The 22,429-nt window shown below is 39.3% G+C and carries 19 protein-coding genes; 15 read left to right on the top strand and 4 right to left on the bottom strand.

Going from position 1 to position 22,429, the window contains the following annotated elements; genetic code table 11:
* Positions 1-2: 2 nt before the first annotated feature.
* The gene (yaaA, locus tag OO184_RS15955; RefSeq protein ID WP_265380027.1) at positions 3-779 is read right to left on the bottom strand and encodes a peroxide stress protein YaaA; all 777 of its coding nucleotides are present in this window, start codon (positions 777-779) and stop codon (positions 3-5) included.
* 351 nt (positions 780-1,130) lie between these two features.
* Between yaaA and OO184_RS15950 the strand changes: the two genes are divergently transcribed.
* The 8 genes from OO184_RS15950 to OO184_RS15915 all read left to right on the top strand — a co-directional run bounded on the left by OO184_RS15950 (position 1,131) and on the right by OO184_RS15915 (position 9,554).
* A complete protein-coding gene (locus OO184_RS15950; RefSeq protein ID WP_265380026.1) occupies positions 1,131-1,313 on the top strand; it encodes a hypothetical protein in 183 nt (60 codons plus the stop codon).
* Positions 1,314-1,363: 50 nt separating this feature from the next.
* The gene (locus OO184_RS15945) at positions 1,364-2,644 is read left to right on the top strand and encodes a tRNA lysidine(34) synthetase (protein WP_265380025.1); all 1,281 of its coding nucleotides are present in this window, start codon (positions 1,364-1,366) and stop codon (positions 2,642-2,644) included.
* A 23-nt stretch (positions 2,645-2,667) separates the two neighbouring features.
* Positions 2,668-3,879, top strand: a complete 1,212-nt coding sequence (locus OO184_RS15940) for an MFS transporter (RefSeq protein ID WP_265380024.1) — start codon at positions 2,668-2,670, stop codon at positions 3,877-3,879.
* A gap of 119 nt (positions 3,880-3,998) precedes the next feature.
* Entirely contained in the window at positions 3,999-4,121 is a 123-nt protein-coding gene (locus tag OO184_RS15935) for a hypothetical protein (RefSeq protein ID WP_265380023.1), read from the top strand.
* Positions 4,122-4,155: 34 nt separating this feature from the next.
* Positions 4,156-6,663 carry a hypothetical protein gene (locus tag OO184_RS15930; protein WP_265380022.1) on the top strand — a complete coding sequence of 836 codons (2,508 nt, stop codon included), beginning with the start codon at positions 4,156-4,158 and terminating at the stop codon, positions 6,661-6,663.
* A 398-nt stretch (positions 6,664-7,061) separates the two neighbouring features.
* A complete protein-coding gene (tal, locus tag OO184_RS15925; RefSeq protein WP_265380021.1) occupies positions 7,062-8,015 on the top strand; it encodes a transaldolase in 954 nt (317 codons plus the stop codon).
* A gap of 90 nt (positions 8,016-8,105) precedes the next feature.
* A complete protein-coding gene (gene mog / locus OO184_RS15920) occupies positions 8,106-8,681 on the top strand; it encodes a molybdopterin adenylyltransferase (protein WP_265380020.1) in 576 nt (191 codons plus the stop codon).
* A 90-nt stretch (positions 8,682-8,771) separates the two neighbouring features.
* Entirely contained in the window at positions 8,772-9,554 is a 783-nt protein-coding gene (locus OO184_RS15915; protein ID WP_265380019.1) for a class I SAM-dependent methyltransferase, read from the top strand.
* Between the two features lie 134 nt (positions 9,555-9,688).
* On the opposite strand, the gene OO184_RS15910 is transcribed toward OO184_RS15915, so the two are convergent.
* On the bottom strand, positions 9,689-11,320 hold the full coding sequence (locus OO184_RS15910) for a sodium/sugar symporter (RefSeq protein ID WP_265380018.1): 1,632 nt from the start codon (positions 11,318-11,320) through the stop codon (positions 9,689-9,691).
* Positions 11,321-11,688: 368 nt separating this feature from the next.
* Between OO184_RS15910 and OO184_RS15905 the strand changes: the two genes are divergently transcribed.
* The 3 genes from OO184_RS15905 to galM all read left to right on the top strand — a co-directional run bounded on the left by OO184_RS15905 (position 11,689) and on the right by galM (position 15,051).
* Entirely contained in the window at positions 11,689-12,741 is a 1,053-nt protein-coding gene (locus tag OO184_RS15905; RefSeq protein ID WP_265380017.1) for a UDP-glucose--hexose-1-phosphate uridylyltransferase, read from the top strand.
* Positions 12,742-12,802: 61 nt separating this feature from the next.
* Positions 12,803-13,963: a galactokinase gene (galK, locus tag OO184_RS15900; RefSeq protein WP_265380016.1), complete on the top strand. Its 1,161-nt coding sequence runs from the start codon at positions 12,803-12,805 to the stop codon at positions 13,961-13,963.
* An 8-nt stretch (positions 13,964-13,971) separates the two neighbouring features.
* A complete protein-coding gene (gene galM / locus OO184_RS15895) occupies positions 13,972-15,051 on the top strand; it encodes a galactose-1-epimerase (protein WP_376712567.1) in 1,080 nt (359 codons plus the stop codon).
* A gap of 110 nt (positions 15,052-15,161) precedes the next feature.
* On the opposite strand, the gene satP is transcribed toward galM, so the two are convergent.
* Positions 15,162-15,731 carry an acetate uptake transporter gene (gene satP / locus OO184_RS15890; protein ID WP_265380015.1) on the bottom strand — a complete coding sequence of 190 codons (570 nt, stop codon included), beginning with the start codon at positions 15,729-15,731 and terminating at the stop codon, positions 15,162-15,164.
* A 311-nt stretch (positions 15,732-16,042) separates the two neighbouring features.
* On the opposite strand from satP, the gene dnaK reads away from it, so the two are divergent.
* The 4 genes from dnaK to nhaR all read left to right on the top strand — a co-directional run bounded on the left by dnaK (position 16,043) and on the right by nhaR (position 21,968).
* Positions 16,043-17,953 carry a molecular chaperone DnaK gene (gene dnaK / locus OO184_RS15885; protein ID WP_139655991.1) on the top strand — a complete coding sequence of 637 codons (1,911 nt, stop codon included), beginning with the start codon at positions 16,043-16,045 and terminating at the stop codon, positions 17,951-17,953.
* Positions 17,954-18,066: 113 nt separating this feature from the next.
* Positions 18,067-19,182, top strand: coding sequence for a molecular chaperone DnaJ (gene dnaJ / locus OO184_RS15880; RefSeq protein WP_265380014.1), 1,116 nt, complete (start codon positions 18,067-18,069; stop codon positions 19,180-19,182).
* A 495-nt stretch (positions 19,183-19,677) separates the two neighbouring features.
* Complete coding sequence (gene nhaA, locus OO184_RS15875; protein ID WP_265380013.1) at positions 19,678-20,844, top strand: Na+/H+ antiporter NhaA; 1,167 nt, start codon at positions 19,678-19,680, stop codon at positions 20,842-20,844.
* A gap of 209 nt (positions 20,845-21,053) precedes the next feature.
* A complete protein-coding gene (nhaR, locus tag OO184_RS15870) occupies positions 21,054-21,968 on the top strand; it encodes a transcriptional activator NhaR (RefSeq protein ID WP_049583755.1) in 915 nt (304 codons plus the stop codon).
* 71 nt (positions 21,969-22,039) lie between these two features.
* Here the strand turns inward: nhaR and rpsT are convergent, their stop codons facing one another.
* Entirely contained in the window at positions 22,040-22,303 is a 264-nt protein-coding gene (rpsT, locus tag OO184_RS15865) for a 30S ribosomal protein S20 (RefSeq protein WP_049583754.1), read from the bottom strand.
* Positions 22,304-22,429 lie beyond the last annotated feature (126 nt).

Here is a 22,429-nt window from a genome sequence, read left to right as displayed (position 1 = left end):
TCTTAATGTTGTTCTGGGCGTTTAAATACCAGTTCATTTCCTTTGGATAACGATTCATCGAAAGCGTAACCATCCAGATTAAACTCCACCAGACGGTCAGCTTGCGTTAATTGATTCTGAATAATAAACCGGCTCATTAGCCCACGAGCTTTTTTCGCATAAAAACTAATGATTTTATACTTACCGTTTTTCTCATCGAGGAATACAGGTTTAATGATTTTACCGGCTAACTTTTTCGTATTCACGGATTTAAAATATTCATCAGAAGCCAGATTAACCAACACATTATCACCTTGTTGTTCCAGAGCCTCATTGAGTTTTTCTGTGATCAGATCTCCCCAGAAAGCGTAGAGATCTTTACCGCGTTTATTTTCCAGTTTGATTCCCATTTCCAACCGGTAAGGTTGCATCAAATCTAACGGACGAAGCACACCGTAAAGGCCAGATAAGATTCTCAAATGATCCTGAGCAAAATCAAAATCCTTATCGGAGAAAGATTCAGCCTGCATACCGGTATAAACATCACCTTTAAATGCCAGGATAGCCTGACGGGCATTTTCTGGTGTGAAATCAGCATGCCATTCGCCAAAACGGGCTGCATTCAGGCCAGCAAGTTTATCGCTGATACCCATCAGACTCGCAATTTGAGTAGGCGTCAGTTCGCGACAAATACAGATTAACTGCTCTGATTGGCTGAGTAATACTGGCTGACTGTATTTTTCCGTGGCAAGCGGGCTTTCATAATCAAGGGTTTTTGCAGGTGAAATAGTAATAAGCATAATATTGTCCCGGTTGTTCAGATGAGGTTACTTTAACAAAAGATAGGATAATAAAGAATTAATAATGACGATAGTGGAAACTATGTGTGATATCTGTCGGGTGACAAGCTGATAATTTTGTATTCCATTTCATTGATCGATATTGATTTTAATATCAAAAATATTTAAATGATTTATAAAGGTATATTTTAATTTAAATTTATATATAAATTTAAATTAAGTTTTTATGGATTATTTAAATGTAAGCTTTTGTGCGTTTGATCGATTTTTTTTGAATTGTAATATAGTAATTATTCTAAAAGTAAGAGCACTTCTTGCAAATTTGTTTGTTATAAAACTAGAGGAATAGGTATGCAATCAACAGCTCAAAAACTATTTCAGCCCATATTTACTCGCAAAGCTGAACCTATAAAGTTATTTAGTGTTTATCAAGACGATATTGGTTTCGAAGAAATTAATCAAATGATTATTGGGCGTATTAAACGTGATGCTGACCTGCTCATGAGTGTCAGTGAGAGTATCGCTCACATTTAAAATGAAAGCCTGCTGTATTCTAGCAGCGGGCTCTTTTTTGCGAGGTTGCTATGAAAAAACACACCGTGTTGCTTAAAGATAGATTAGATAAAATTCACGTGCTTTCTACAAAGTCCGGGATCCCGTTGAGAAAATTCTTGAAGGAGAATTACATACCCCAAGATTCTATACTTTGCTATGTGAATGATAAAATAACAGATGATCAAAGTTATATAGTAAAAGAAGATGATAAAATCGTTTTGGATATGGTAAGGGCATATCAGCTCCCTGAATATTGCAGGACTTTACGTTTATGGGAAGATGATGGAGTCGAGGTGACTCAGGAAAATACAGATTCAATTTACACTAAGAGAATACTTTGGTTTAAAGAGAATGGAATTTGCGATCTAAAGCAAACACAATTTAATGGGGATAATTTCGTAAAATACATTGATGACATGTTTGTTCAGGGGATTCTTGCTAAGGCTTTGATTAAGGAAAACGATAAAATTATACTTGCCTTATCTGGAGGCAGAGATAGTCTGGCATTATTATATCTTTTAAGAAGAAATGTGGATAAATTGCCAAAGCATGAGTTAATTGGAGTTACTGTTGCTGATACGGCAGCGTCAGGTGCAGATGTTAAAGTGGCTGCTGAGGCTATTGCAAATTTGGGTGTAAGAGACTATACGATATTACCGCTTTCTTATGTTAATGAAACGATGCATTTTATAAATGGTTTTGAAAACGTTATTGAAAAAGTGCTTGTAACAAATGGACGTGGGCGTTCAATTGCTTTGTGGCATACTATTATGAGAGCTTGTGTTGAAAGATTTGCAAGAGAAAAGGGAGTTTTCAATTTATCGTTTGGCTACCATTTTGAAGATTTATTTACCAGTATATTTAGAACATATACTTTGGGAATATTATTAGGTGAGTCGGCTCCATTGAAAACATGGGGGGAGTTTACGCATGTATCACCATTATGGACAATAACTAAAAAAGAATTGACATTATATCTTAAGATTGTGGCTCCTGAACACCATTCGAAACAGGGATCGCCTACAGACTATGATAGAGGAGATCATAATAGGGATATAAATTACTTTATAGCTGATTTATTATCGGGTGTTTGGCCAGGGTTGGGATTCAATTTTTTTGAGTCACTTGAGAGGTTATATAAAAATTATAATATAGAAAATCCTAAATATGATGTATGTGATAATTGTGGAATTACATATACATATGCTTACGGTGATGATTTTGATAATAGGAAATTTAGGCACGTTTGTAATCATTGTTCTTATTTAATTGAAATTGGAGAAATACCATTGTTGAAATCGATTGGATAAATAAAATATAAGCGGGATAGGATATGGAAAATAAAAACAGGCTATTATCCTCTGATATAATATCTATCTTTGGTACAGGAATAAGTGAAATAGCGCTTCTTTCACTTGTATATTCAATTACCAAGTCGGAGATAGATACGTCTTTAATGGTATCTGTAAGGTTAACAGCGAGTATATTAGTTTTTGTGGTTATTGGTTGGCTAACTGCTCGGTTTAATATGCGGGCTATTTGTATTTCTTCGGATTTCTTCCGGGCAGTAACAATATTTCTTGCTGTATTTGTCAATAATATATATTTATTGTTTTTCATATCTTTTCTTCTATCATTTTTTTCAGGTTTGAATATATCGATAAGGTCAGTAGCATACCAGGTATTTATCAGCTCAGAAGAAAGAGTTGCTTTTATATCAAAGCAACAATTCTATTATGGATTGCTCTCTATATCTTCTCCATTGATAGCTGGTTTTTTGATAAATATGATTTCAATACGCTTCTTATTTCTTATTGAATCAATGTGTTTTATTTTATCAATTATATTTCTATTATTTATCAGCGATTGGGGAACTAAAATAAAGGAAAAAGATATTTCTATGAAATATGGTGGATTAGAATATATTATCAAGAATAATACTCAGAGAAATATATTATTATTCAGGATAAGTATTTTAACTGCAATGGTGTCATACCAAGTGATTTCGACCTATATAGTGACTTCTAACTATATAACAATTTCCTCTTTATTTAGTGGGTCATATTCGTTTTCTTTTTCTGATCTGATTGCTTATTTTTCCTTTTTAGCTTCTGTTTCAATGTTATTTGGGTCTTATTTATCTGGTCGCTATTTTACTATAAGTAGAATAAAAAAATCTTTCTTCCTTGGTTCTCTATTGATTGCGATTGGGAGTATTCTTTGGGCTATGCCTTTATCAAAAATTGTCCTGTTATACTATACACTGGGAACCATGCTTATTTTTATCGGACTTTCTTTTTCAAGAGTCTCTCTCTATACATCAGGGCAAGAGCTGACGCCAGAAAAATATTTTGCGAGAATAATATCGTCTTCGGATGCAATTTCAAGAAGTTACCAGTCAGCCTTTGGTATTATAATAATATGGTTAATCCCTTTGCTAGGAAGTAGTGTTTTATTTATCTTTTTTGCAATGTGTTCTTTGAGCTCAGTTTTTGTTGCAAATAAAATAAGTGCTGACGTTGAGAATAAACTAACATTAAAGTAATTTATGCGACATTTACCCCATATCTGAGAGGTCATCATTGACCAACAATATTGAAATGATTTAAATATTCGCTCTTATTCCAGCAAGCTAATAGACATCGTCAATTAAAGGAGGAATAGATGAATAATAAAGAAAAGTCTAAATTAGTGCATTTACTTAAACAAGTAACGCAAGATAAAGGATTTAAGAATGAATCTTCAAGACCTGACATCATTTTTGTAAATAATGCAGGGGAAAAATAAGACCTAATTTAGCTATTAAAAAATAAGGTGGCAAATGAACATTTCTGCAATTAAGGACAATTTAACAAAGCAATATAGTACATTAATTCTATTTCCTATTGAGGTAATAATTAATTTATTATCTTCTTTCTTTTCATTTTTCATATTAATTTATATAATAACACTGCCTTTGACTGAGGGTTTAGAGGCGGATAGTGTTGGCTTGATTATCTTCTTAATTGTAATATTAAGACCTATCTTGAGTGTGATTAATAATCTAAGTCTATTTCTCATCACTAAAAAACAGGCTTATATTCTCTCAATATTTGATAGCTGTTTCACCAGTAAAAAAGATGCTCAGCAGAATGAGCATGATATTGTAAATTACTCCACGTATGATACTAGTGTGGTTTTGATGATATCTAAAGTAATCTGTTTCATTTATCTCTCCATTCTAATGGTCATCAATGTTGAGGGCGGAACAGTTGGCTTATTATCTTTGTGTCCCATATTAATACTATTATCCTTTTTTCTATTTAAAAAGCGAACATATCTCTCTAAGAAATTAGCAAAGATAAGGAAACGGAGATACCAATTTATTGGAGATAATTCTGAGTCTCTGACTGCTATATTGTTAACTGGGTATCAAGGAGGGAAATTTTCAAACTTGAATAGAATTATTAATATTGAAGAAAAAGTAAAGCGTATTGATTCACTGTGGAGAGCTGTAGATATTTCATCAAATGCATTTTTAAAAGTGATTCCTGTTCTTTTTCTCATTCTAATTGGCAAAGAAATATATAATAGTGATAAGTTGCTAATTCTTTTATATTCTCTAATTTTGGTTGGTGAATATCTTGGTTTAGTTAGATTATTAACACCATTTTATGATGGTTATTTAGCAAAATTGTCAATTATTAGTAGATATAAAAATTATCGATGCAAGCCAGAGGAATATTATGATTTAGATGGTACGCAGGGTTTTATTGAGAAAACCATTCTTGAGAATATATATTTATCAAAAGAACTAATCAATAGAAGAGTTTTAAATAAATTAAGTTATGAAATTTTTCAGATTAATAAATATATTGATATGAGTTCAAGTATTAGCGATCTGTCAAGAGGACAATTGAATCTTGTTTTTGCTGTAAGGAATGTATATATGGCTATACTTGATAAGTATAAAGGCCATATTTATTTTGATGTAAATAGGACTGGGTGGGACTCTAACTTATTGCTTGATTTAGACAGTATCATTTCAAAACTAAAGGCAGAGTATCAAATTAATATTATATTGTCATTTCCTCATGAACTTAAGAATATTGAGTTGGATATAAAAAATAAACCCCTGAAATCGATGTCAAATAATGGTGTTATATTAGAAGAAGATTATAAAATTAATAAATCAAGAATTTATCAGTTCCTATATGTTTTTAGTTATAACTCTGCAATTGGGATTATACTCTTGTTCATTGCTAGTTTTTCATTATTCGAGTTGGGAGCAATTACATATAATGAATATGGTAGTGAGACCTATAAAATAATATCTATATCTCTATTAGGTATGATTTCATTGATTGTAGGATCATATTTAATAGAGCTTAAGATAAGAAAAAAAGCAAGACAAGACATATATAGTTCTATTAAAAGCAACTTTAGGATAGAAGGCTTCAACTTATTTAAGCATGAATATAATGTAATAATAAATAGATTTACCATGTATGCCAAGGATGTTTTTTGGTTTGGTTCGATATTTGTCGGAACTGTACTTTTATTCCTTAATTCTGACAATTTTATGATTATGTTTGGAGCTATATTTGTATTGCTCACTAGCGTTTATTTATTGTATCCTGTGTACAGGAACAATAGAAATAAACACTATAAAGAGTTGCATAATTTATCAATTCGCTTTTCTTATCTTAATAAGTTACCTCAATGTCGTCTGGCTAATCTTTTTTGTCGAGATACTATTCTATCTGGAATACATAGTTTATATACCATAGCATCGCAGCGATATTTAATTAATTCTTTAGCTTCTATATTAGGCCTTATAATATCTAGTTTAATGATCTTTTATTCTTTATATCCCAATTTTGAATCAGATAACATTACCGCTGCTATAAACTTAGATAGTAGAATAGTCATTTTTTATTTCGCCATATTTGGATATTTGTCAGAAACTGTATCTATTAAAAGAATAACTGAACACTACAATACTTATTATAAAAGAATAAATTTATCTTCTAATTTATCAATTTTAGAACAAAACTTGGAAAAAGATAGAATTATACAATTAGTGGGAAATAATGGTAGTGGTAAAACCTTTCTTCTTAAGAAATTATCTGAAATAAAAGGATACATATATATAGATCATAATTTTGATTCCTATTTAGCAAACGATAGATTTTTAGATTATCTCAACAACTCAAATTCAGATGTGATTATATTTGATGAGTTTGATTGCAGGGAATTAATAAATAGAATTGATAAAAATAAGAAAATAATCGTTGTCTCACATATGGAAACTATTGGTTCAAGATTGGACATTAGCGAGGTGGTATAAAAAGGTTGGTTGCAATTTAAATTATGTTGAATTGGCTGACCGAAATAGGATCAGCAAGTATTATTATATTATTATATTATTATATTATTATATTATTATATTATTATATTATTATATTATTATATTATTATATTATTATATTATTATATTAGGATATTAGGATATTAGGATATTAGGATATTAGGATATTAGGATATTAGGATATTAGGATATTAGGATATTAGGATATTAGGATTTGCCTTAAGATTTACTAAGATTGGTGACAGATACGGAATCGAAAACGGTTGCGAGTGAGTGATCGTTTTTACCGCCTTGCAGCAAGGTTTTACCGTGTTATCATCAACGGATGGCTCAGAAACCATGCCACAATTTCACGCATAACGATGAGATATGACAAAATGACCGATAAACTAACCTCCCTGCGTAAACTGACAACAGTCGTGGCAGATACCGGGGATATTGCGGCGATGAAACTTTATCAGCCACAAGATGCGACAACTAACCCATCTCTGATCCTTAACGCTGCACAGATTCCTGAATACCGTAAATTAATTGATGAAGCAATTGCGTGGGCGCGTGAACAGAGCGATTCCCACGAGCAGCAGATTATGGATGCGAGTGATAAACTGGCGGTAAATATTGGCTTGGAAATTCTCAAATTGATCCCTGGCCGTATTTCGACAGAAGTTGATGCCCGTTTGTCTTATGACACCGAACGCAGTGTTGCCAAAGCTAAGCGCCTGATTAAGTTGTATAACGAGGCAGGTATCAGCAATGATCGGATTCTGATTAAATTGGCTTCAACCTGGCAGGGTATCCGCGCGGCTGAACAGTTAGAAAAAGAAGGTATTAACTGTAACCTGACACTACTGTTCTCCTTTGCTCAGGCGCGTGCTTGTGCGGAAGCCGGGGTTTATCTGATTTCGCCATTCGTTGGCCGTATTCTTGACTGGCATAAAGCGAACAGTGATCAGAAAGAGTTCGCTCCACACGAAGATCCCGGCGTCATTTCTGTGACTGAAATCTACCAATACTATAAACAGCATGGCTATAACACGGTAGTTATGGGAGCAAGTTTCCGTAATTCTGGTGAGATTTTGGAATTGGCCGGTTGTGACCGTTTGACTATTGCCCCTGCGCTGTTGAAAGAGTTGTCTGAAGCTCAGGGTGAAGTTGAACGTAAACTGGGTTATTCCGGTGAAATTAAAGCGCGTCCAGAGCCATTGAATGAAGCTCAGTTCTACTGGGAACATCATCAGGATGCAATGGCGACAGAAAAACTGGCGGATGGTATCCGTAAATTTGCTATTGATCAGGGCAAACTTGAGAAGATGATCGCTGATCTGTTGTAATGATAGGCTATAAACTATTCTTTTAGCTTTAAAGGCGGCATAATTGGCCGCCTTTTTGCTATTTAGTTAATTGTGTTAATTGAGGTTTGTATGAATGAATTGCGTATTGGCTTGGTATCCGTCTCTGATCGTGCATCAAGCGGTGTTTATCAGGACAAAGGGATTCCGGCATTGGCAGAGTGGCTGAAAAGTGCGATTACCACCCCTTTTCAGATAGAGACTCGCCTGATCCCGGATGAGCAGATCATCATTGAACAAACCTTGTGTGAGTTGGTGGATGAAATCGGTTGTCATCTGGTTTTGACCACTGGTGGAACGGGTCCGGCACGCCGAGATGTGACGCCTGATGCCACATTAGCGGTTGCAGACCGAGAAATGCCGGGCTATGGCGAACAGATGCGTCAGATTAGTTTGCAATTTGTTCCAACGGCAATTTTATCCCGTCAGGTTGGCGTTATCCGCAAGCAGTCTCTTATCTTGAATTTACCAGGGCAGCCAAAAGCAATCGCGGAAACGCTAGAAGGCTTGAAAGACGAAAATGGCAACGTTCTGGTATCCGGCATTTTTGCCAGCGTGCCGTATTGTATTCAATTGCTGGATGGCCCATATGTGGAAACCGATGATAAGGTAGTCGCGGCTTTTAGGCCGAAGAGTGCTCGCCGTTGAATGAACTTATCGAATTAATGGCTCCCTGAATGTGCCCACTAATAATGGGCAATATTGCACATTACATTAAAAAATGAGTGGGGAAATTCAATGGGCACCAAAATTGATTTCGGGAAAACAGCACTAGATTATGTAATACATCGCGAGGGATTTCCTCCTGCTCTATTGGTTCGCCTTAAACCTTATGGAGTTGGAATAGTTGGGCAAAGAATTTTGGACCTTGGAACAGGAACAGGGACTTTAGCCAGGCAATTAGCCCAAGTAGGTGCTGAAGTAATAGGAATGGACATCGCTGAGCCATTATTGAAACAGGCTAGGGCTTTAGATATTAAGGCAAAGGTTTTTGTCGATTATAAGTTAGGAAAAGCCGAGAACATCCCGCTACAAGATGAGACACAAGATGTTATCATCGCGGGTCAATGTTGGCATTGGTTTAATCCAGAGCAAGCAGGTAGTGAATGTTTTCGAGTCCTTCGCAATGGCGGCATTATGGTAATTTGTCATTTCGATTGGCTGCCTTTGCCGGGTAATGTTGTAGAAGCTACAGAAAACTTGATATTAAAGCATAATCCCAAATGGAATATGTCTGGTGGATCAGGAATCTATCCCCGTTGGTTGGAAGATTTAGTCAAAAGTGGCTTCGTTGGTATGGAGACTTTTAGTTTTGATTTAGATATTCCATATACCCATGAACATTGGTGTGGGCGTATCAGAGCTAGCGCAGGTGTTTCTGCCAGTTTAAATAAAAAAAGTGTTCATAAATTTGATGAAGAACATCAGGAATTACTCGCAAACAACTTTCCTCAAGATCCTTTACTTATACCTCATCGTGTCTGGGCAGTTATCGCGCGTAAACCAAGGAGTTATAAATAAATGGTATCTAAATTGAAATTAAAATAAGTTGCTGCGCTTTGCTCTTTATGTGCGCTGTTTATTTTCATCATTTGGTAAGAAACGTCGGCCTTATTATGACCGCCTCCATTAGTCGAGGCGGTCAAAGAAACTGACTACCAGAAAACAACGTACAATACAGCCAGAATGATCATAATGGCATAAGATGCAATATTAAAACTGCGGCCCGTAGCAAACATAGATGAAACTAATACAATGCCTTTAGGATCATCGTCATTAGCCGATGTACTTAAACTCGTGAATGCAATAACCACCAGCGTAAAGAGTAATGTGTAGAGCATTTGGTCCATAAATGGCATCGAAAATGGCATAAATTTCAGGAATAAGGCAAAAGGTATCGATAAAACCACACCAATTATCGCGCCTTTGCTGGTTGTTTTTTTCCAGAACAGACCAAGTAAAAATACGGCTAAAATACCGGGGCTGACAAGGCCGGTATATTCCTGAATATATTGGAATGCTTGGTTAATGCCGCCAAGCATTGGCGCAACAAAACAGGCGATAATCAGGGCAATAACGGCAGAAATACGGCCAACATTAACCAGTTTGTGGTCGCTTGAATCAGGTGCAATATATTCCCGATAAATGTCCATAGTAAAAATGGTAGCAGTCGAATTTAACATTGATGCTAATGATGAAACGATAGCGGCTGCTAATGCGGCAAATACAATACCTTTAAAACCGACAGGTAGAAATTGGGTTAACCACGGATAAGCTTTATCTGCGTGCGTTGCATCAGGCATGTTGTTTAGTGCAAGGTCGCCTAAACCTGCCATTAATTCAGGGGATGTTGTGATCACGTAAGCGGCAATGCCCGGCACAACAACTAGGAAAGGCAGAATGAGTTTCAGAAAGGCGGCGAAAACAATTCCTTTCTGCGCTTCCTGCACTGACTTGGCAGCAAGAGTACGCTGAATAATGTATTGGTTAAAGCCCCAATAATAAAGGTTGGCAACCCATAAACCGCCAATCAGTACAGCAATACCCGGCAAGTTTATGAATTGAGGATTACTTTTATCCAGAATCATTTTAAAGTGTTCTGGCGCTGCATCAGCCATTTTTGCAAATCCGGCCATCATGCCGTCACTACCGCCAATATAGCTGATAGCGATAAATGTTGTGAGCAATCCGCCTAATATCAGGAAAAAGACTTGAATAACATCGGTCCAAACGATAGCTGAAAGGCCGCCGTAAATAGAATAAACCAAGGCAAAAATGGCAAGCCCAATAATCGAATAGATCAATGGAATATTCAGAATGGTTTCAAGTGCTAAGCCACCTAAATAAAGTACAGAGGTCAGATTGACGAAAATATAGAGTGAGATCCAGAACACTGCCAGAATGGCTTTTAAGTTTTTATTAAACCGTTGTTCCACAAATTCGGGAATAGTATAAATGCCTTTCTCAATAAAAATGGGTAAGAAATATTTACCTACGATAATTAATGTAATTGCCGCCATCCATTCATAAGAAGCTATTGCTAAACCAATGGAATAACCGGAGCCGGACATGCCAATAAATTGCTCGGCAGAAATATTTGCTGCGATCAGTGAAGCGCCTATTGTCCACCAAGGTAAAGATTTACCCGCCAGGAAATAATCTTCAGTGCTTTTATCTGATCCTTTTTTATCTCTTGATACCCAGAGCCCCACACTGACGATAACGGCGACATAGAGCATAAATACCAATATATCTACCAAGCTTAAACCGTGTTCTATAGTGGACATGTTTCTTTTCCTGGTTAGTCTATTTGATACTGAATTGTAAACGTTACCATTTGGTGGGGATGTAATCAGAATCACAAAATTGTTATTAAATATCGTGTTTGTAACTTATCTTAATTCTTAATGATTCGTTTTAATTAATAGATTAAGTAAATTTACTGTGACTTTTAACTCATGTTTGCAGAATATATCAAATATGAGTACTTTATCTCTCTTTTAGGTTTATATTTAAACTTTTTGTGTAATCGTTTACATTTACGTGATTGATATCTCAGATTAGTGTTAATACCCGTTGTTAAACTGTGTCCAGCTTAAGTATTAATAAAGATTTTCATAATCGGTGTTGAAGAATACAAAAAGTAGAGACTGCTATGCCTAATAAGATTACATTCAATCCTGTTGAACATCCCCATCGTCGTTATAACCCGCTAACCGGGCAATGGGTTTTGGTTTCTCCTCATCGGGTGAAGCGGCCGTGGCGTGGACAGGATGAGCAGTCATTGATAGATAATATTCCTAACTATGATGAGCAATGTTTTCTTTGCCCATCAAATACACGCATTTCCGGTGATAAAAATCCTGCTTATCAAGGAACCTTTGTTTTTAATAATGATTTTTTAGCTTTAATGCCCGATTCACCTGATGTTCCCCAATCGTCTCACCCGTTATTTAAAATACAAGGAGTACGAGGATTAAGCCGTGTGATCTGTTTTTCTCCTGATCACAGTAAGACATTGCCAGAATTGTCAGTTGAACAAATTCGTCAATTGATTGATACCTGGAATGAACAACTTGAGATATTGGGTAAAGAGTATCTCTGGGTACAATTATTTGAAAATAAGGGCGAGATAATGGGGTGTTCTCAGCCTCATCCGCATGGACAAATTTGGGCGAATAGTTTTTTACCCAATGAAATTGAACGTAAAGATAAACAGCTACGTAACTATTATCAAGAAAATGGTTCCAATTTACTGATGGATTATGTTCAGGCTGAATTAGCTGATGGTGAACGGGTGGTGGTCGATACAACCCATTGGTTGGCAGTTGTGCCTTATTGGGCAGCATGGCCCTATGAAACTATGTTGTTACCAAAAGTTCATGTTCGTCGTATGAATGAATTAACGGATGAACAGCGCGATGATTTGGCTGTTGCGCTTAAAAAGCTGACGAGTTGTTATGACAACTTATTTCATAGCTCTTTTCCCTATTCGATGGGTTGGCATTTTGCGCCGTTTTTTGAACAAGGCAGCGATATTGAACATTGGCAATTACATGCACTTTTCTATCCGCCATTATTGCGATCGGCTACTGTGCGAAAATTTATGGTGGGCTATGAAATGTTTGCTGAAACACAACGTGATTTAACGGCAGAGCAAGCAGCTCAGTTTTTGCGTGCGGTGAGTGATGTACATTATAAGGAATAACAATATAAAGGGTAATAATGTTCATTATCGAGTGGCTGATACCATATTTGAGAATAAGGTGATGAAAAATTTAATTAAGCGTGTTAAAGATGTTTTTGATTTAGTATTTCATTATATGCCGACACATATTATTCAAGCGCCAGGTCGGGTGAATTTAATTGGAGAGCACACGGATTATAATGACGGCTTTGTATTGCCCTGTGCTATTAATTACCAAATTATGGTTGCTGCCGCGAAGCGTGAGGATAATATTATCCGTGTTGTTTCGGTTGATTATGATAATCAGTTAGACGAGTTTGATATTAGCCAATCTATTACATTTCATGAAAGTAATATGTGGGCTAATTATATTCGCGGTGTTGTAAAGTGTCTGCTCAGTCGTGGGTATATATTTAACGGGGCAGATATTGTGGTAGCGGGTAATGTGCCGCAAGGGGCGGGGTTGAGTTCATCGGCTGCATTGGAAACAGTTATTGGTCAAACAATTAAGAATCTTTACCACTTAGCTATTAGCCAAACGGAAATTGCGTTAAATGGGCAACAAGCTGAAAATGAATTTGTCGGTTGTCATTGTGGAATTATGGATCAATTAATTTCCGCGCAAGGTAAGAAAAATCATGCATTATTAATTGATTGTCGTCATTTAACCACGCAAGCCGTATATATGCCGAAAGATATTGCAGTTATGATTATTAATTCAAATAAAAAACGGGAATTGGTTGGCAGTGAATATAATATTCGTCGGGCTCAATGCGAACAAGCTGCGGCATTATTTGAGGTTAACGCTTTGCGGGATGTGACATTAGATGAATTTGAAAAGAGTAGTGCTGAACTTGATAGCATCGTGGCTAAACGTGCGCGTCATGTCATCACAGAAAATGAACGTACACTTCTGGCCGCAAAAGCGTTGGCAGAGGGAGATATGCCATTAATCGCGGAACTTATGGCGCAATCACATCAGTCAATGCGTGATGATTTTGAAATTACCGTACCTGAAATCGATACTTTGGTTGATATTGTGCAGCAAGCCATTGGTAAACAGGGGGGAGTGAGAATGACCGGTGGTGGGTTTGGCGGTTGTGTGGTGGCTTTAGTTCCACAAACTTTGGTTGATGTGGTTAAGGCAGCGGTGGAACAACATTATTTTGCGTTGACGGGTTTGAAAGAGACTATTTATGTGTGTCAGGCTTCGGATGGTGCAAGTTTAGTTGAAACACAGTAGGCAATAAAATGGCAGATGCTTATTTTGAATTATTGAACGCTTCAATGACACAAGATGTTGCCTGGGATGGAAAAAAAGCAAATCTTGTCTGCCTTGCCAATGCTTCGGGTTTTTCCATTGTGCTGATGGATATTGGCGCTTCGTGGTTGAGTTGCCGTGTACCTTTAAGTGGAGAGAAAAGAGAAGTTTTACTGGGGATTGCTACCTTAAAAGACTTTTATACACAGACCAGCTATTTAGGTGCTACCGTGGGGCGATACGCTAACCGTATTGCAAATGGCTGTTTTAATCTTGATGGTAAAACTTATCAATTACAGGTCAATCAGGCGGGAAATTGTTTGCATGGTGGGATTGAGGGTTTTGATAAGCGGCGTTGGACAATCACCGCAAGAGATGCCTATTCAGTGAGTTTTACATTACGGTCACCAGATGGTGATCAAGGTTTTCCGGGTAATGTCGTTGTGACCGTTCGTTATGTATTAACCAACGATAATCACGTAATCGTGGATTATTCAGCCCATACAGATGCTGCGACGCCCATTAATTTGACTAATCACGCTTATTTTAATTTGTTGGGGGCGGACTCTGGAAAAACATGTTTATCGCATTGTTTGGAATTGAAAAGTGACGATTATTTACCGATCGATGAAAATGGTATTCCATTGGGCCAATTGGCTTCGGTTGATAATACGGGTTTTGATTTTCGACAACCTAAAGCAATTAACAGTCACTTTATGCTGGATAAACAACAACAGATTGTAAATGGATACGATCATTCATTCTGGTTGCAAGCAGCCTGTTTGGACACGAATCATGCAATTTCAGTCACCTCCCCCGATGAAGCAATCGCAATGAAAATATTCACCACAAAACCGGCTGTGCAGTTTTACACAGGCAATTGGTTAGGCGGAACGCCTAATCGTGATGGTGGGCGATATGAGAACTATGCGGGAATGGCATTTGAGCCACAATTTTTACCGAATTCTCCCAACCATCCTGAATGGGAGCAAGAAAGCTGCATACTTCGTCCTAATCAACGCTATAGGCATCGTACTTGTTATCAATTCGAAATCCATAATGCTGATTAAACCTCAAGTGATTTCGACGAGCATTGAACATTGAAAAAATAGGATAGCAATACGTTGATAATGGACTGGAAGAGGGGGAAATAATTTGCCTTCTCCCAATCCACGGTTGATTACGGTTTTATCTCGCCAATAGGCAGAATGGTGCGTCCATATTGTTCATTTAGCACTTCCGCCATTGCCAAATAGAATGCGCTGGCGCCGCAAATGATCCCTTCATAACCGGCAATCGTCAGAAGAGCGGTATTGCCGGTAAAGTTGCCAATTGCTAACAGAGCGAACAACAGCGTCAGGCCGCCAAAGATAAACTGTAGCACGCGGTTAGCCTTGAAGGTGCCAAAGAACATAAACAGAGTAAACACACCCCACAGGCCAAGATATACCGCTAAATATTGGCTGCTGGTGGCTTCTGCCAGTCCCATCTTAGGCAGAAATAATAACCCGATTAGACTGAGCCAAAAGAATCCATAAGAGGTGAAAGCTGTTGCGGCAAAGGTATTGCCTTTCTTATATTCAAAAAGTCCGGCCAGTATTTGGGCCAGTCCGCCGTAGAAAATGCCCATACTCAGGACAACGGATGCCAGTGGGAAGAAACCTGCGTTATGCAGATTAAGCAGAATGGTTGTCATACCGAAGCCCATCAAACCTAAGGGGCCGGGATTAGCTAATTGATTAGCGCTCATAAGTCCTCTGAAAGAAAATCGCAAAAGTCATAAATAGCAAAGGTGGCGAATCATAATGATCTGTCAGCAAGGAAACAATGACCTTTGAAATAATAAAAAGGTTTTTTTTTCTCATCCCCCTTGATGATGGTTTTAACGACCCCATCTTATAATCAACCGCAGTTGCTAATCGCTGTCCTATACAGCCGGTGTATAAAGCAAAGGTGAGGAAATCGCGTAGAGGCATAAAAATGGTGCCATTGAAAAGCAGAAAGTCATCCTCATATTGATTAGCAACTTGACTGATTACGAATTTCTTTGGAGGCGTTTAGATGGGTAAAATTATTGGTATCGACCTGGGAACTACCAACTCTTGTGTAGCTATTATGGATGGCACGACAGCTCGTGTGCTGGAGAACAGCGAAGGTGATCGCACAACCCCTTCCATCATTGCTTATACCCAGGATGGTGAAACTCTGGTTGGTCAACCGGCTAAACGTCAGGCTGTTACTAACCCGCAAAATACGTTGTTTGCTATTAAGCGTCTGATTGGCCGTCGTTTCCAAGACGAAGAAGCGCAACGCGACGTAGCTATCATGCCATACAAAATTATTGCGGCAGATAATGGCGACGCATGGCTGGAAGTGAAAGACCAGAAGATGGCTCCTCCTCAGGTTTCTGCTGAAGTTTTGAAGAAAATGAAGAAAACAGCGGAAGATTATCTGGGCGAGCCAGTGACTGAAGCGGTAATTACCGTTCCTGCCTATTTTAACGATGCTCAGCGTCAGGCAACCAAAGATGCGGGCCGTATCGCAGGTCTGGAAGTAAAACGTATTATCAACGAACCAACGGCTGCTGCACTGGCTTATGGTTTGGACAGAGAAGTCGGTAACCGTACTATCGCGGTTTATGACCTCGGTGGTGGTACTTTCGATATCTCTATCATCGAAATTGATGAAGTTGACGGCGAAAAAACGTATGAAGTGTTGGCAACCAACGGTGATACTCACTTGGGCGGCGAAGACTTCGACAGCCGTATGATCAACTATCTGGTTGATGAATTTAAGAAAGATCAGGGCATTGATCTGCGTAACGATCCACTGGCAATGCAACGTCTGAAAGAAGCGGCGGAAAAAGCGAAAATTGAGCTTTCTTCTGCGCAACAGACCGATGTTAACCTGCCATATATCACCGCAGATGCGACCGGTCCTAAGCACATGAACATCAAAGTGACCCGTGCGAAACTGGAATCACTGGTAGAAGATCTGGTTAAACGTTCTATGGAGCCTGTCCGAGTTGCATTGCAAGATGCTGGACTGTCAGTTTCTGATGTGAACGATGTCATTCTGGTGGGCGGTCAGACCCGTATGCCAATGGTACAGAAAGTCGTTGCTGATTTCTTCGGTAAAGAGCCGCGTAAAGACGTGAACCCTGACGAAGCGGTAGCAATGGGCGCGGCGGTACAGGGCGGCGTGTTGGCCGGCGATGTGAAAGATGTCTTGTTGCTGGATGTGACGCCGTTGTCTCTGGGCATCGAAACAATGGGTGGCGTAATGACTTCCCTCATTACGAAAAACACCACGATCCCAACCAAACACAGCCAGGTGTTCTCTACGGCAGAAGACAATCAGTCTGCGGTAACTATCCATGTGTTGCAGGGTGAGCGTAAACGTGCCGGCGATAACAAATCTCTGGGCCAGTTCAATTTGGATGGTATTCAGCCATCGCCTCGTGGCATGCCTCAGATTGAAGTGACTTTTGATATTGATGCCGACGGTATTTTGCATGTATCTGCTAAAGACAAAAACACCGGTCGTGAACAGCAGATCACCATCAAGGCTTCTTCTGGTCTGAATGAGGAAGAAATTCAACGGATGGTTCGTGATGCAGAAGCTAATGCCGAATCTGATCGTAAGTTTGAAGAGTTGGTACAGACCCGTAACCAGGCAGATCAACTGGTTCACGGTACTCGTAAGCAAGTAGAAGAAGCGGGCGACAAGCTGCCGGCAGAAGATAAAACTGCGATTGAAAGTGCTGTCACTCAGCTAGAAACTGCGGCAAAAGGCGAAGATAAAGCGGATATTGAAGCGAAAATTCAAGCTCTGGTTCAGGCTTCCGCTAAACTGTTGGAAATCGCTCAGCAGCAAGCTCAGGCTGGCGCAACCGCAGACGCTGGCGACAGTGCGAAGAAAGATGACGACGTTGTAGACGCTGAATTCGAAGAAGTTAAAGATAAAAAATAATAGCCCTTAGCGGGCGCGGTGACAGTTAAATTATGACAACTGTTGCTGATTAACCGGCACGGGCGTTGAGGGAACTCTGCGCCCGTGCGCGCATGTTAAGGGTAAAATAAGAGATGGCGAAAAGAGATTATTACGAGGTTTTGGGGGTTTCCAAAACAGCGAACGAAAAAGAGATTAAAAAAGCCTATAAGCGGCTGGCGATGAAATATCATCCTGATCGTAATCAGGGCGATAAAGAGGCAGAAAGTCAATTTAAAGAAGTTAAAGAAGCTTATGAAATTCTGACGGATGACCAGAAACGGGCTGCTTATGACCAATATGGTCATGCTGCTTTTGAACAAGGCGGCATGGGCGGCGGCGGTGCTGATTTTAGCGATATCTTTGGTGACGTTTTCGGTGATATCTTCGGTGGTCGTCGTCAGCAGCGTCCAAGCCGTGGCGCTGATTTGCGTTACAGCATGGAATTGACGTTGGAAGAAGCGGTTCGTGGTGTGACCAAAGAGATCCGTATCCCGACACTGGAAACCTGTGATACCTGTCATGGCAGCGGCGCTAAAGCAGGCACTAGCCCTGTAACCTGCTCAACCTGTCAAGGTGCTGGTCAGGTTCATATGCGTCAGGGGTTCTTCACCGTTCAGCAACCTTGTCCACACTGTCATGGCCGTGGTCAGATTATTAAAGATTCTTGCCATAAATGTCATGGTCATGGGCGAGTTGAAAGATACAAAACCCTGTCTGTTAAAATTCCGGCAGGTGTGGATACCGGCGACCGCATTCGTTTGAGCGGTGAGGGAGAAGCAGGAGCTAAAGGCGCCCCCGCAGGTGATCTGTATGTTCAGGTACAGGTGAAATCGCATCATATTTTTGAACGTCAAGAAAGTAATCTCTATTGTGAGGTGCCAGTTAACTTTGCAATGGCGGCACTGGGCGGAGAAATCGAAGTACCAACCCTCGATGGCCGTGTGAAACTGAAAATACCTGCTGAAACTCAGACCGGTAAAATGTTCCGCATGAAAGGCAAAGGTGTTAAATCTGTCCGTGGTGGTGTTCAGGGTGATTTACTGTGCCGGGTAGTGGTAGAAACGCCAGTTAAATTGAATGAAAGACAGAAAGAATTACTGCGTGAATTGGGTGAATCTTTTGGTGGTGCTGGCGAAGAAACGAATAGTCCACGGTCTAAAAGTTTCTTCGATGGCGTAAAGAAATTCTTTGATGATTTGACCAAGTAACGGTCGATATCTCCACAGATAGCGAGATCGATTGTTAAATAAAGCTCAAATTATGGATGAAAAAGTCCTCGTTATTAAATGAGGACTTTTTGTTTGAGTTGAGAATTATATACCCAATGAATTTCAAGATGCATCGCGACGGCAAGGGAACGAATCTCCGGGAGCATAGCGAACTATGTGCCCGGGGGTGAGCGAATGCAGCCAATAAAGAGGCAACTTGAAAGATAACGGGTATATTCTATATAACAGCACAGTTAACACTATCAGAAGATGATTTAAACCGCATTTTGGCTAAGATGCGGGAAATTGGTGCTAATGTAAGATAAATAGGGCTTCTCTCATTTAACGATTTCCTCTGATTGATAATCTATTTTATTGAGATGTAGATCATCAATAGATCGGTTATGACGAATTATTCTGGTTATAAAATCGATTTTTTTCGAAACCATAGCTAGAGTACCATTTAAGTCCGATCAGTTTCAGAGGTTAATCATCGTGACCGCAATTATCCGTCAATTCCTGAAATTAGAAGCGGCTGGAGGGCTCCTTCTTATCATTGCTGCCATTATTGCGCTAATAATGGCAAACTCACCACTACAGGGTATTTATCAGCAATTTCTTAATATTTCGGTGGTAGTACAATTCGCAGCACTGGAGATCAATAAGCCCTTATTGTTGTGGATTAATGACGGCTTAATGGCGGTCTTCTTTTTAATTGTTGGTTTGGAAGTTAAACGGGAACTGCTGGAAGGCTCTTTGGCAGGGCGTGATAAGGCGGTATTTCCGGTGATTGCGGCGATAGGTGGTATGGTCGCTCCGGCACTGATATATCTGCTATTTAATGGCAATGATGAGTTTACCCGTCAGGGATGGGCTATTCCTGCGGCAACCGATATTGCTTTTGCCCTGGGTGTGATGGCGTTATTGTCTAAGCGAGTACCAACAGAACTCAAGGTTTTCTTGTTGGCGCTAGCAATTATTGATGATCTGGGCGTTATCCTGATTATCGCTCTGTTTTATACCAAAACTGTCTCCCTTGTGGCGCTTGGATTGTCAGCCGCGATGATTGCTTTGCTGGTTTGGATGAATTGGCGTGGTGTTGAAAAAATATCAGCTTATCTGGTTGTCGGCGCTATCCTTTGGGTTTGTATCCTGAAATCGGGTGTTCATGCGACACTGGCTGGCGTTATCATTGGTTTTCTGATTCCTCTACATGGCCAGAATAATCATTCACCATCTGAATCACTTGAGCATGGTTTGCATCCTTGGGTGGCGTATCTTATTTTGCCGTTATTTGCCTTTGCCAATGCAGGCGTAGTCCTGAATGGCGTTACATTAAATAGTCTGACCGATATGTTACCTCTAGGTATTGCTGCGGCTCTATTTCTTGGTAAGCCATTGGGAATTTTTCTGTTTAGCTATATTTCTATTAAGATCGGATTTGCTAAATTGCCACAGCAGATTAATCTTAAACAGATATTTGCGGTTTCCGTTCTTTGTGGAATCGGTTTTACTATGTCTATCTTTATTTCAGGATTGGCTTTTGAAGGGGGAGATGAATCTTTTAGTATCTATTCCCGTCTTGGCATTCTGATGGGTTCAACCATTGCTGCATTTGTGGGTTATGGCTTGTTACGAATGGTCTTACCAAAGAAAAAGTGATGGCAGAGCTGTGGTAAATTCATTAATTTAGCCGGTAGTTTCAGAAAGAATTTCCGAACTGACTCTCATTTTTGTACTCGCGGTACAATATTAAAATGGTATCGCGGATATTTTATGTAGTGAAAAACAGGAAATCGCCGTAAAGCGGTAAATTAGAGATGTATGGCTAGGTAGTCTGTTAGACGAAAGCGATACATAAGGAAAAATATATGCGGGTGTCACATCTGAATTTTAATCATCTCTATTATTTCTGGCATGTTTGCAAGGAAGGATCTGTGGTTGGAGCGGCAGAGGCACTTTATCTAACACCTCAGACGATCACCGGACAGATAAAGGCGCTGGAAGAGCGTCTGGGAGGAAAGCTGTTCAAACGTCAAGGCCGGGGTTTAGTACCGTCCGAGCTAGGGCAACTTATTTTCCGCTATGCGGATAAGATGTTTATGCTAAGCCAGGAGATGTTAGATATCGTTAACTATAGCCGTGAATCTAACCTTTTATTTGATGTTGGTGTTGCTGATGCTTTGTCCAAACGTTTGGTTAGCCAGGTATTGAAAACGGCGGTTGTGGAACATGAACAGATCCATCTACGTTGTTTTGAATCAACCCATGAATTGCTATTGGAGCAACTCAGCCAGCACAAACTTGATATGATATTGTCTGATTGCCCGGTGGATTCTTCCCAACAGGAAGGGTTGTTCTCGGTAAAACTGGGTGAATGTAATGTAAGTTTTTTCTGCCGACAGCCTATCCCGGAAAAACCTTTCCCGGAATGTTTGGAGGAACGTCGTTTATTGGTTCCAGGGCGTCGCTCTATGTTGGGGCGTAAATTGTTGACTTGGATACGTAATAAAAATCTTCAAGTTGAAGTATTGGGTGAGTTTGATGATGCCGCGTTAATGAAAGCGTTTGGTATGTATCATAATGCGATTTTTGTAGCGCCATCTTTGTATACCAATGATATTTTTGCGGATAACGATATTGCTGAAATTGGTCGATTGGATGCCGTGCAGGAAGAGTATTATGTGATTTTTGCTGAACGAATGATTCAACACCCGGCTGTTCAAAGGGTATGTAATAAAGATTTTTCTGCGTTGTTTAATGTGCCGCCTAAGAAGCGTGCTTAAAAAATAATTGATAATAACTGCAAACACAAAAAAACCGGCGCAGGCCGGTTTTTCAGTAATCTAAACGCAAATTATTGCATTGCGTTGATTTGAGCCGCCAGATTAGATTTATGACGTGCTGCTTTATTTTTGTGGATCAGACCTTTACAGGCGTGACGATCGACAATAGGTTGCATGTCATTAAATGCTTTCTGTGCAGTTTCTTTATCGCCAGTAGCGATAGCAGCATATACCTTCTTGATGAAGGTACGCACCATAGAACGACGGCTAGCGTTGTGCTGACGACGTTTTTCAGACTGTATGGCGCGTTTCTTAGCTGATTTGATATTAGCCAAGGTCCAACTCCCAAATATATTCTATCGAGGACAATTCAAAGGCCGAGGAATATGCCTGTTCAACCTTCTTTTGTCAATGGATTTGTGCAAATAAGCGCCGTTGTACCGCGGCAACTTGTTTCGTTG

Source organism: Photorhabdus aballayi, from assembly GCF_026153155.1.
GTDB lineage: Bacteria > Pseudomonadota > Gammaproteobacteria > Enterobacterales > Enterobacteriaceae > Photorhabdus > Photorhabdus luminescens.
Note: the sequence above shows the minus strand (reverse complement) of the source record. Positions and strands in the feature narration are given on the sequence as shown.